The 11,283-nt window shown below is 62.6% G+C and carries 11 protein-coding genes; 7 read left to right on the top strand and 4 right to left on the bottom strand.

Annotated elements, in window-relative coordinates:
• Positions 1-60 precede the first annotated feature (60 nt).
• On the bottom strand, positions 61-813 hold the full coding sequence (gene ppgK, locus CCICO_RS06660) for a polyphosphate--glucose phosphotransferase (protein ID WP_018020424.1): 753 nt from the start codon (positions 811-813) through the stop codon (positions 61-63).
• A 154-nt stretch (positions 814-967) separates the two neighbouring features.
• Between ppgK and CCICO_RS06655 the strand changes: the two genes are divergently transcribed.
• Together CCICO_RS06655 and CCICO_RS06650 are read left to right on the top strand one after the other, a co-directional pair.
• Positions 968-1,825, top strand: a complete 858-nt coding sequence (locus tag CCICO_RS06655) for an inositol monophosphatase family protein (protein WP_018020425.1) — start codon at positions 968-970, stop codon at positions 1,823-1,825.
• Between the two features lie 209 nt (positions 1,826-2,034).
• Positions 2,035-2,331 carry a DUF4193 domain-containing protein gene (locus CCICO_RS06650; protein WP_018020426.1) on the top strand — a complete coding sequence of 99 codons (297 nt, stop codon included), beginning with the start codon at positions 2,035-2,037 and terminating at the stop codon, positions 2,329-2,331.
• 179 nt (positions 2,332-2,510) lie between these two features.
• Here CCICO_RS06650 and CCICO_RS06645 read toward each other — a convergent pair whose 3' ends face one another.
• Positions 2,511-3,089, bottom strand: a complete 579-nt coding sequence (locus CCICO_RS06645) for a DUF3093 domain-containing protein (RefSeq protein ID WP_018020427.1) — start codon at positions 3,087-3,089, stop codon at positions 2,511-2,513.
• A gap of 231 nt (positions 3,090-3,320) precedes the next feature.
• On the opposite strand from CCICO_RS06645, the gene dut reads away from it, so the two are divergent.
• The 5 genes from dut to CCICO_RS06620 all read left to right on the top strand — a co-directional run bounded on the left by dut (position 3,321) and on the right by CCICO_RS06620 (position 9,086).
• Positions 3,321-3,752 carry a dUTP diphosphatase gene (gene dut / locus CCICO_RS06640; protein WP_018020428.1) on the top strand — a complete coding sequence of 144 codons (432 nt, stop codon included), beginning with the start codon at positions 3,321-3,323 and terminating at the stop codon, positions 3,750-3,752.
• 69 nt (positions 3,753-3,821) lie between these two features.
• A complete protein-coding gene (locus CCICO_RS06635; RefSeq protein ID WP_018020429.1) occupies positions 3,822-4,745 on the top strand; it encodes a DUF3710 domain-containing protein in 924 nt (307 codons plus the stop codon).
• A gap of 9 nt (positions 4,746-4,754) precedes the next feature.
• Positions 4,755-5,942: a class I SAM-dependent RNA methyltransferase gene (locus CCICO_RS06630; RefSeq protein WP_018020430.1), complete on the top strand. Its 1,188-nt coding sequence runs from the start codon at positions 4,755-4,757 to the stop codon at positions 5,940-5,942.
• Between the two features lie 279 nt (positions 5,943-6,221).
• Positions 6,222-8,168 carry a 1-deoxy-D-xylulose-5-phosphate synthase gene (dxs, locus tag CCICO_RS06625; RefSeq protein ID WP_018020431.1) on the top strand — a complete coding sequence of 649 codons (1,947 nt, stop codon included), beginning with the start codon at positions 6,222-6,224 and terminating at the stop codon, positions 8,166-8,168.
• 81 nt (positions 8,169-8,249) lie between these two features.
• Positions 8,250-9,086, top strand: a complete 837-nt coding sequence (locus tag CCICO_RS06620; protein WP_244264019.1) for a formate/nitrite transporter family protein — start codon at positions 8,250-8,252, stop codon at positions 9,084-9,086.
• Positions 9,087-9,244: 158 nt separating this feature from the next.
• Here the strand turns inward: CCICO_RS06620 and CCICO_RS06615 are convergent, their stop codons facing one another.
• Entirely contained in the window at positions 9,245-10,471 is a 1,227-nt protein-coding gene (locus CCICO_RS06615; RefSeq protein WP_018020433.1) for an HRDC domain-containing protein, read from the bottom strand.
• A gap of 83 nt (positions 10,472-10,554) precedes the next feature.
• On the bottom strand, positions 10,555-11,172 hold the full coding sequence (locus CCICO_RS06610) for a DUF3000 domain-containing protein (RefSeq protein ID WP_026161581.1): 618 nt from the start codon (positions 11,170-11,172) through the stop codon (positions 10,555-10,557).
• Between the last annotated feature and the right edge of the window lie 111 nt (positions 11,173-11,283).

Raw genomic sequence — 11,283 nt, 5'->3', positions numbered from 1 at the left:
GCCACTAGGGTCTCCTCGGCGTGTGGTTCCAGGAGTGCTGGTGGTAGCAGCGCGCGGTATTTATGGAGTGATATTGTCCTCGGCCGCGAGAGCCGCGCCCACAATGCCGGCACGGTTGCGCAACTGGGCAGGGATCACCGGAGTGTCCACAGTCAACAGCGGTACCCATTTGTCGGCTTTGCGAGAAATACCGCCGCCGACAATAAACACTGAGGGGTTGAGGAGCCGTTCGTATTCGTTAAACACCTTGCTTACTCGCTTGGCCCACTTCTTATAGGAGAGCTCTTCGCGCTCCTTCGCCGCCGAGGAGGCCAGCTGCTCGGCTTCCTTTTTGCCCACGTTCATGTGTCCCAGCTCGGTGTTGGGGAAGAGGGTGCCGTCGATAAGCATGGCGGAGCCAATACCTGTGCCGATGGTCAGCAAAATGGCAGCGCCAGTGCGGGCGCGCTCATCGCCGTAGCGCACTTCCGCGAGTCCTGCGGCGTCGGCATCGTTGAGCACCACAATCTGCTCATTATCGAGGTGCTTCGAGAACAGCTCGGAGACATCCGTGTTAATCCAAGAGGGATCGATATTTGCTGCGGACAGCGCCACCTGGTTCTTCACAATGGCGGGGACAGTAATGCCCACGGGGCCGGTCCACTCGAAGTGCTCAACGATCTCGGCGACAACCTCGGCTACTGCCTCCGGTGTTGCGGGCTGCGGAGTCGCAATCTTGAGGCGGTCGCCAATAAATTCACCAGTGTCGAGGTCAACCTTGGCGCCTTTTACGCCCGAGCCGCCGATATCAATGCCAAAGCCTGTGCGAGTCATAGGCACCATTCTACAAAACACCCTGTGCGGCGCAGCGCCACTGACCCCGTCTATCCCCACTGCTCTGCCCGCGATTCGGAAGTGTTGATCGCTGGGCTCTGCGAGGGCTGCTGTGGGCCACCATGGCTGGCGCCGGCAGTGCACAATAGGAGCTATGACTGGCACACAGCACACCCCAGGTCCTGATCTCGTTTCTGAGCTCCGCCGCACAGCCATCACTGTGGCAGAAGAGGCCCGGGAGGTGATTCTGCGTACCCGCGCCGAGCTAGGAGGCGATCTACGGGCGGTGACGCGCACCAAATCCTCCGCAGTGGATCCTGTCACGGTGGTAGACGAAGCCAGCGAGGAGTTCATCACCACCCGGCTCGAGCAGTTGCGCCCCGGTGATGGGTTGATCGGGGAGGAGGGGGCCCACAAACGCAGCGCGACTGGGGTGGTGTGGATTGTCGATCCCATCGACGGCACAGTGAACTTCCTCTACAACCTGCCGCAGTATGCGGTGTCGATCGCCGCAGCTATCGATGGTGCCGTGGTGGCGGGCGCGGTGCTCAATGTGGCCACAGGCGCCCTAGCTAGCGCTGGGGTGGGGCAAGGGGCGCATATGCGTGATCACGCCTCCTCGCCGAACCTTCGCCCTCTGCACTGCGGTGATGCCGAGCATCTGGCAACCGCGCTGGTGGCCACCGGCTTTTCCTATGCGGCGCAGCGCCGCGCCGAACAGGCCGAGCTGCTATGTACCCTGCTGCCACAGGTGCGGGATATTCGTCGCATGGGCTCGGCAGCGCTGGATCTGGTCGCCGTGGCCGATGGAACGGTAGACGCCTATTACGAACGAGGATTAAACGCCTGGGATTTCGCCGCCGGCATGCTGATTGCCCGCGAGGCTGGCGCGAGGGTGCAGTGTCCGCCGCTGTCTACCTCCAGCGGGGATAATGCGCTCGTTCTCGCGGCGCAACCGGGCATCGCGACCCAGCTTGCGGGGGTGATTGAAGGCTCGGGTAGCGGGCTGTGAGCTGGACGATCAGTAGCCTCATGACCCAGCGGGGGTGGGGTGCGCCGATTATGCCCGAGTGGGAAGGTGACAAAGCTACGGATGTGTTTTAGTATGCGCGTCGATAGCGAGTTCACCACCTGTTCACCCCTCGAAAATCGTGCATGGAACTCGCCTAGATCCTGACCTAACCGTCTAGCCCGAGACACCCTTAAGGAAGTTATTCCCCTATGGCTACTGATTACGACGCACCACGCGGCCGAGTCGAAGACGAACTCGACGCTGATTCGTTGGAAAGCCTGAAGGCCGCCGCTGATACCGGTTCTTCGAATATTGATGATGACGGCGAAATCGTTGAGCCCTTCGAGCTGCCGGCGCTGGACTTATCCGGCGAGGAACTCAACGTGGACGTCAAACCCCGCCAGGCCAACGAATTCACCTGCGCGAGCTGCTTCCTCGTCCAAAAGCGCAACCGCATGTCCCATGTCGAGCCCGATGGCTCCGAGATCTGCCTCGACTGCGCCTAACAGCGATCACCCGTGGTCCCGCTCAGCTGATGACAGCAACACGCTGACGTGGACAGGAACACGATAAAGACGCCGGCGGGGAAGCGTCGATAAGCATCAAGCCCCGCATAGAACCAGCGCCGACGATGATCCACTAGTCATCGTCGGCGCTGGTGTGAATGTATCTGCTGGGATTGACGCTAGCTTTGGCTGCGGCGCAATGCGGCGGTGGCGGTATCCGCCTGATCGGGTACAAACGCGCTGAGAACCGCGGCGGGATCCTTCGCGCCAATGAGCCAATACGGCGTGGGATCATCGGGATCGTCCAGCACCAACATCACCATCTGCGGCACCCAGCCATGAGAAACCAAATAGGCGGCGGGGTCGAGCTGGCGGCCCATCGCGTTTTGCTTCGCCGAGGCCGGCACCGCCAACGAGCGATCAACCACGGTGTGCGGCAGCGAGGCGCCATCGGTGCTGAGCCACCGCACCCCATCGGCATCTTCCTCCACCACCACGGTGGTCGAGGACATCCACCACAGGTACCAGATCACTGCAGCGCCCAGAATGATCTCGGGGATAATGAACCACCACACATTACGGTTGAACATCAACTGCAGGCAGAACACTGTCACCATCGCGAGCGCAAGGGCCCACCAATACCACGGAACCCACTGCCGTTCGCGGTAGAGGATCGCGGTGCGCTTCTCCGTAGACGTAGTCACATCCCTAGAGTGTAGTGCAGCAATCGCGACATCCAACTTCGCCTCACCACTCATAAACTCCTCTCAGCCTGCACTCAGTGTTTCCTGTGACTGCCACAGCGCCCGTAGGAGATCGGCCGTGCCGCACGCCCGCCCACAGTTCCTTCGCAGTGGCTCCCACCCAAGGTTTCACCATGGTCCGCAGCGCGTCCCCCTCGGCGCGCCCCCTCGGTCGTCGGGGGTTACTCAGGCACGGGGTGGCGGGCGCCGCTGGGGCGGAAGAATCTAAGGACTAGGCTGTCTGATGTGTTTAAGATCAAGCGACTCGACCCCGACTTGCCCCTGCCCGTCCGCGCTCACCGCGGCGATGCCGGCGTAGATCTCTACGCCGCAGACTCGCTCACGCTAGAGCCGGGCGAGCGCGCCCTGATCGCCACGGGCATCGCTCTGGCCCTACCCCTGGGCTATGTGGGCCTGATCCACCCGCGCTCCGGGCTTGGCGCCAAGCACGGCATCTCCGTGGTCAACACCCCAGGCACTATCGACGCCGACTACCGCGGTGAAATCAAAGTGTGTCTGATTAATCACGATCCGCGAGAAAGCTTCGATGTGACCCGCGGAATGCGCATCGCCCAGCTGGTGATCCAAAAAGTAGAACTCGTGGAATTCGAAGAAGTCGAAGAACTCGACGAGACCGTCCGCGGAGAGGGCGGCTATGGTTCGACAGGGCTGAATTAAATAGTAGGCTCGGCAAAAGTAGTACACGACAGCAACATCAATCGAATTCACGTTAGGTAGTGACGCCCCATGTGGCCGTTTGGCAAGAAGAACGCAGAGAATGACGCAGCGGCTGAGGACGCGGTGGCCCACGGCCCCGACCAGTCCGACGCTTTCCGCGGTGAATCCGCCGCCGATACCGGCGCAGCCGCCGAAGCCGACTATGGCCCCTTCGACGGCCAGAGTGTGGATATCGAGGAATTCGACTTCTCTGACTTTTCTCTGGGCACCCTCGACCTAGGCTCCATGAAGATCGCCCTGCCCAAGCCCAGCCAGGTGCAGGTCGAGATGGGGGAGAAGGGGCCGCGCATGCTCCACATCGTGACTGAACACGGCCGTATCACCCCCGTCGCCTTCGCCGCCGCGGCCTCCCAGCCGCAGTGGCCCACGGTGATCGACGAGATTCGCGCCGGGATGGAAAACGATGGTTTGACCGTGCACAGCGAACAGGGCCCGTGGGGTACTGAGCTCGTCGGCGTGACCGAGCAGGCGCAGATTCGCATGATTGGCTGCGATGGCCCGCGCTGGATGTTGCGCACCACCCTGGTGGGGCCGAAGGAGCGCGCCGATCAGCTGCGCGATCTGGCCCGCGACGTACTCGCTCGTACCTTTGTCTACCGAGGTGATCAGCCGATGATGGCTGGTAACTCTTTGCCGGTAGTGCTGCCCGAGCAGCTTGTCTCCCAAGTGCAAGAGGCCATGGCGCAGCGCAAGAACGCCGCCCAGGAGGCACAGCAGCAGAACCAACAGCGCCAGGCCGCCCAAGCGCTCGCGCAGTACAACATGGCGCAGCAGAACAATGCCGCCGCCCAACAGGATGCGGCCCAGCCGAACACGGCACACAGCCCCCAGCCGCCCCAGACCCCCACGGGTGAGCCGCAGGTGCCCACCCCAGAGGAGTCCGAGCCCGGCAGTGGCGTGCAGCAGGTCCAAGAGCTGAACAAGGATAACTAGGCTCTCATTGTGCTTGATGTGAAAAAAGGTGCACGGGTGCGTGTGCAGGTACTGCGCATGGCCCACGGCGGTGAGGCCATCGCCCAGCTCAGCGACGCTGATGAGGATCAGCGCATCGTGTTTGTTCGTGATGGCGTGATCGGCGATGAGCTCGAGGTAGAGCTCGTTCAGGTGAAGAAGCGCTTTATGCGCGCCCGCCTCGTGCGGGTTATCACTCCGGGCCCGCACCGCGTTGAGCCCCGCTGCCCGGCGGTGGCACATGGCAGCGGCTGTTGCGACTTCGCCCATCTGGATCCCGCCATTGAGGCAGAGACCAAAACCGGCATCGTCGTGGAGCAGCTGCGTCGGCTGGGCAAGCTCGATGCGCCGGAGCATCTCACCACAATCGATCTAGGCATGGACACCGGCTGGCGCACCCGCGCTCGGGTAGGAGTCGATCGCCGCGGGCGGATCGGAATGCGCCGGCGCGGCTCCCACAAGGTCGTCCACGAGCCGCTGTGCTCGGCGTGGGCACAGCCGCTTATCGACGCCGTCTCTACGCTAAGCCCACCACGTGCCAAGGAAGTCAGCGTCTGCCTCGACACCGAGGGGTGCGTGCACGCCATGGCCGGCGGCCAGGTGCTGCTGGGTAGCGGGCGTGCCCGCGAGCAGGTCGGCGGACGCAGCTTCGAGCTTCCAGCAGATGCTTTTTGGCAGGCCCACCAGCGGGCCCCCGAGGCCTATCAGCGCATCATCGCCGAGGCTCTAGCCGACATCGATGGCGATGTTGGCTGGGACCTCTATGGCGGCGTGGGACTGTTTGTGGATCCTGTGCGCGGCGATCGCGGGCGCGAGGTGCATTCGGTGGAACTCGCCGAGCATGGCGCCGAGTGTGGCCGGCGCGCCTTCGCCGGCGAATCCGGTGTGCACTTTCATCGCATGGATTGCGCTGAAGCCATCTTTACCGAGGGGCTGCTGCCGGATCCTGATGTGGTGGTGCTCGATCCGCCGCGTGTGGGTGCCGATGCGGCCGTGATTGCTGGGACGGCGGCGCGCCGCCCTCGGGCCGTGGTGCACATCGGCTGTGATCCCGCTACTTTCGCCCGCGATCTTGCGCGCTGGGTAGAGCACGGCTACTGCCTAGCGCAGCTGACTGTGGTGGACGCCTTCCCCGGCTCGCACCACTGCGAGAGCATCGCGCTGCTGCGGGCACGGTAGTGGGCATGGGGTTGCATCGCCGCAGCTTTAGGGTGGCTGAGTCTGAGCGGCTACCGTTCGCTCACAGCGGCGAGGCCGCCTAGTACACTAGATAGGAATGAGACTGCGGCCTGATAGACCCGCGCCACAGTTCGTGGCTTAAAGCCGCCTAGGTGTGCACACTGTGCGCCCGCCCAGCGCACAGTGTGAGCCACACGGATATGGAATCACGCAGTGGGCATCTCCGCTGCGCCACGGCCGATAACGGCGCCGAGATCTTTTGAAAGGAAGACCGATCCCATGGGGTTCTTGGAGCACATCTCGACTCCGGATGACGTCAAGGCGTTAACCATCGCCGGCCAAAAAGCGCTCGCGCGGGAAGTTCGGGAGTTCCTGGTCCAGCACGTCTCCCAAACCGGTGGCCACCTCGGCCCAAACCTCGGCGTGGTGGAGCTCACTATCGGCCTGCACTATGTGTTCGATTCGCCGCACGATCCGATCATCTTCGACACCTCGCACCAGTCCTATGTGCACAAAATGTTCACCGGGCGCCGTGAGGAGTTTGACACCCTAAGACAAAAGGGCGGTTTGTCCGGCTACACCGACCGCGGTGAGTCCGAGCACGATTGGACCGAGTCCTCGCACGCCTCAGCCTCGATCTCTGTGGCTGATGGCCTGTCCAAGGCATTTACCCTCCAAGGCCAGACCGATCGCTGCGTGGTTGCCGTTGTTGGCGATGGCGCCCTCACAGGCGGCATGTGCTGGGAGGCGCTGAATAATGTGGCGGTGGATAATGATCGCAACTTGGTGATCGTGGTCAACGATAACGGCCGTAGCTATTCACCCACCATCGGTGGTTTCGCCAATAACCTCGCCGAGCTGCGCATGCAGCCCTTCTACGATCGGGTCATGGAGCAGGGCAAGTCCACCCTGAACAACATGGGCTGGGTGGGGCGGCGTGCCTTTAAAACTATGCACGCAGTCAAGGAAGGCCTGAAAGATGCAGTCCTTCCTACGGTGCTCTTTCCTGAGATGGGCATTAAATATGTCGGTCCCGTGGACGGTCACGACCAAGAGCAGGTGAACTCCGCGCTGAAGTACGCCAAGGAGTACGACAAGCCGGTGCTCGTGCACATGGTCACCGAAAAGGGCCGTGGCTACGCCCCGGCGGAAGCAAACATGGCCGATCTTATGCACTCCACTGGGGTGATCGATCCGATCACGGGCGAGCCATTGGCCAAATCCGCGCCTGGGTGGACCAAGATCTTCAGCGAAGAGCTGATTAAGGCCGGTCAAGAGCGCACCGATATCGTGGCGATCACCGCCGCGATGGCCGGGCCTACTGGGCTCGCCGAATTCGGCGAGATGTTCCCCGATCGTTTCTTTGATGTGGGCATTGCCGAGCAGCACGCCACCACCTCGGCCGCAGGCTTGGCCCTCGGCGGGCTACATCCCGTGGTGGCTATCTATTCCACCTTCCTCAATCGCGCCTTCGACCAGCTGCTAATGGATGTGGCGCTATTGAAACAACCCGCTACCTTCGTGCTCGATAGGGCAGGGGTTACTGGCTCCGATGGGCCCAGCCACAACGGCGTGTGGGACATGGCCGTCACCGGCATCGTACCCGGGTTGAAGCTAGCTGCCCCACGCGATGCCCAACAGCTCAGGGAACAATTCCGGGAGGCACTCGAGGTAGAAGACGGCCCCACTGTGGTGCGTTTCCCCAAGGGAGCACGCCCGCCGGAGCTTGAGGCCGTCGGAGTCCTCAGCGATGGCGTTGATGTGCTGCGCTACCCAGACGAGGACGATGCATCCTCGCCTCGAGTGCTGTTTATCGCTGTCGGCCCCATGGCCCACGCCGCTATGGATGCAGCACGCGCCCTTGAGGCCGAAGGAGTATCGACCATGGTGGTGGATCCGCGCTGGGTCATTCCGGTGCCGTCCTCCTTGGTGGATGTGGCCGCCAATCACGACCTAGTGGTCACCATCGAGGATGGAGTGGTGCACGGGGGAGTGGGCTCGGCCATCGCCCAGACTCTCAACGCCGCCGAGGTGGATGTGCCCACCCGCCACGCCGCCGTACCGCAGCGCTTCCTGGTTCACGCCTCGCGGGCGGAGATCATGGAGGAGATTGGACTCGACGCTGCCGGAATTGCCAACTCCACGAGGGAGTGGCTGGACGGTATCGGCGCTAGTCCCACAGAGGATGCCACCGCCGCTGCAGAGTCCGAGGCTGAGCAAAACTAGCCACACAGATCCCACCGCGCGTGGCAGCTGTGCGTGTCACCGCTTAGGACTTTGCCCTCAGGGCACCTATACTGTGTGCTCGTGGCTGAGAAAGAAAACTCGGAATTAAAAAAACAGCAGCTCAAAGAGCATAACCAAGCGGAGCACGAGCGGGGGCGTGAGAGCCTCGAAGAAGAGATCATCGACGCCTACGTCGATACCGCCAGCAAAGGCGCGGAGCGCCTCCACCGTTCGTGGCGGGTGATGACAGCCACCGGCCTGCTCGGCGGCATTGAAATCACCTTTGGTGTCTTGGCCTATCTGCTTACCTTGCACGAGACGGACAGCCACCTGCTGGCGGCTTTGGCCTTTTCAATTGGCTTCGTCGCCCTGCTTCTAGCCCACTCGGACTTGTTCACTGAAGGTTTTTATTATCCCGTGGTCGCGGTGGCCGCCGGAGAGGGAACATGGTGGGAAGTCCTGCGCATGTGGTCGATCACCCTCGTCACCAATTTCATGGGCGGAGCCTTCTCCATCTGGTTGGTGCAGCTGGCCATGCCGGAACTGCACGGAACCATGGCCGAAAGTGCGCATGGATTCCTCGAAATCGGGTTGAGCATTCAAGGTGTTGCCTTGGCGTTTCTTGCCGGCGGCGCCATCACTCTGATGACGCGCATGCAGGTCGGCTCCCAAGATGGTGCCACCACCATCGCCGCGGCTGTGGCCGGAGCCTTCCTGCTGGCAGGCCCGCCGCTGTTCCACTCGGTGCTGGACTCCATCATCATCTTCGGTGCCATCTTCTCCGGTGCCCCTGGTATCGGTTTCATCGATTGGCTCGCGTGGGTGTGGTGGGTGATCCCGCTCAACGTGCTCGGTGGCTTGCTGCTGACCACCATGCCGCGCGTGCTGCGCGGCTGGCGCGCCGGCGCTGCCGACTAAGCGCACAGCGTCTTTCCCAACACAGCCCACACGCGGCCCTAACTAGCCGGTGTGGGCTGTGTTTCTATCTCGACACAAGGGGCCAAGCGGGAACTGCCCGCTTCGGCCCAACGGTGCAGAGCGCAGCAGCACCCATGCGCAGCTTAGGGGCGCGGGGGCTAGTAGTTGCTTGAAGCCTGCAGGTGCCGGTGAAAGATCGTGCGGGTGAGTTCCTGCTGCCAAGGGCGGACATCGAAACGCTGATAGTCGGCATCAAGCTCGGCGTCGTCGAGCGGGCCGACGTTGACGCTGTGGGCCACGATCTTTTTCATCGCGCGGGCGTCGATAAGCAACCCGCGGTCAAGGTGCAGCGATTCGCCTAGATCCTCTAGGTCTTCTCGCACCGCCTGCAGGCTCGCTTTGTAGAGCGGGTCGCTGCTTTTCACCCCATAGTCGCCAGAGCGCTGATTCTCGCCCGGGCGCTGCGGCCACGTCTCTTTACGCATGGCGCGGGCCCTCCCTAAGGCCATGCTGAGCTCATCGAGTAGCTCTGCTCGCACCCGGGATGGCACGTCCTTGAGTCGCCGCTGAGGCTGCACGGCATCTTTGAGCTCTTTCTTACTGCGGGGCTGACGCCGCGCAAGCTCGAGCAGCAGGGGATTGGGCAGCACTTTAAACGGCGGCAGGTCGTGTTTGCGTGCCACTGTGCGCCGCCCGGCCCACAGCTCTCGCATGAAGGCCAGCTGTTTGCGGCTGCGGATCGTGCCCACACCCTTGACTCCCGTCCAGCTGGGCTCGGGTGCATCGACATCGCACAGGGCGAGCAAGTGAGCGCACTCTTGGGCCATCCAGCTGCTCTTGTTCTCCTGCTCCAGCAGTGCTGCTTGCGCTTCTGCGAGTTCGATCAGTAGCTCCACGTCCAGTGCTGCGTAGTTGAGCCAAGAGCTAGGCAGCGGCCAGCGCGACCAATTTTCGCGGCCGTGCCCCTTGGCCAAGGAAATTCCGAGGAAGTGCTGCAGGGAGTTCGACAGATTAGGTTTGTCCACACCGAGCAGCCGTGAGGCTATCTCGGTATCAATAAGTCCGCTGGGATAGATGCCCAGTGCGCGCAGCATGGGCAGATCATTGTGGGCGGAGTGTAGGATCCACGTCTCAGGATTGAGCACCGGAGCAAGAATGCGCGGCAGCTCGCGGCGGTGGCGCTCGGGGGCAATGAGGAAGCTGCCGGAGCCGGCACGGCGTAGCTGCAGAAGGAAAATGCGATCGTCGAAGCGATAAGTTTGGGCCCGCTCGGTATCTACGGCAATGGGGCCATGGCCGGCGGCGAGGGCAGCGGCGGCGTGCTGAAATTCGGTGGGAGTGGAATAAACAGGGGGCAGGCCGTCCCGTGGCTCGTCAAGCTGCACTGTGCTTCCTGAGGTTGGCGTCGATAAGCAAATAAGCAACTCACCCGAGCATAGGCGCGGGTGGCTCCACGAGCATTCTAGTGCTAGCGCAGTGTGCTGACGCCTTCGGGTGGCAGACCGGCGACGAGGGCAAGCACCTTGGCGAAGGCGAGCACATGATCGCTAAGGTCCGTGTCCAGCGCGGTCCACGAGGCGCGCATCTCCAGCTGGAAGGAGCGCGGCGAGCCGCCGATATCACCGAAGCGCACGGAGGCGGTGGAGGTGACGGTGCCACCCACATCGGTGATGGACGCCCCAGAATCGTCGAGTCCCTCCGATAGCCACTGCCACGCCACTTCGGGGAGCAGGGGATCATTAGCCACGGCGTCATCCATATCGGCCTGAATATAGGCCACCAGGCGCATATTGCCGTTCCAGCCATCATCCGAGTTGGGATCGTAGAGCACGATCAACCGGCCAAAGGCGTCGCCCTCGGACTCGGTGGGGATGGGCTCGTTCTCGCGAAGGGGATGCTCGACTTCCAGCCCGATCGCGTGGGAATACGGCGCGAGCTTCTGGGGCGGGCGGATCGTGCCCAGCGAAATCTCCGGCCGCAGCGAGACACTGTGCAGCGACTCCACAGCCGCAGCAAATTCCTGCGGGTAGCCCTGCGAGGACGTCCTATTCGGGGCGGATGCCAAGGTTGCTTCAGATTCCTTCACGTGATCCAAGCTAGCTTCTGCACGCGCACGCCCGCGGGAGGCGCGCCGAACCCGTGCAGCGCCATAATCTGCAGTGAGCGGCTCGAGTGGCAGCTCATTCATCCGTGATGC

The sequence above is a fragment of the Corynebacterium ciconiae DSM 44920 genome (genome assembly GCF_030440575.1).
GTDB lineage: Bacteria > Actinomycetota > Actinomycetes > Mycobacteriales > Mycobacteriaceae > Corynebacterium > Corynebacterium ciconiae.
This window is presented reverse-complemented; position numbering and strand designations above follow the sequence as displayed.

What these genes read in the sequence shown, in the direction of transcription:
- CCICO_RS06645 (WP_018020427.1), bottom strand. Translation starts at nt 3,089, where the DNA reads ATGAGTGGTGAGGCGAAGTTGGATGTCGCGATTGCTGCACTACACTCT.
- dxs (WP_018020431.1), top strand. Translation starts at nt 6,222, where the DNA reads ATGGGGTTCTTGGAGCACATCTCGACTCCGGATGACGTCAAGGCGTTA.
- CCICO_RS06635 (WP_018020429.1), top strand. Translation starts at nt 3,822, where the DNA reads ATGTGGCCGTTTGGCAAGAAGAACGCAGAGAATGACGCAGCGGCTGAG.
- CCICO_RS06655 (WP_018020425.1), top strand. Translation starts at nt 968, where the DNA reads ATGACTGGCACACAGCACACCCCAGGTCCTGATCTCGTTTCTGAGCTC.
- CCICO_RS06650 (WP_018020426.1), top strand. Translation starts at nt 2,035, where the DNA reads ATGGCTACTGATTACGACGCACCACGCGGCCGAGTCGAAGACGAACTC.
- ppgK (WP_018020424.1), bottom strand. Translation starts at nt 813, where the DNA reads ATGACTCGCACAGGCTTTGGCATTGATATCGGCGGCTCGGGCGTAAAA.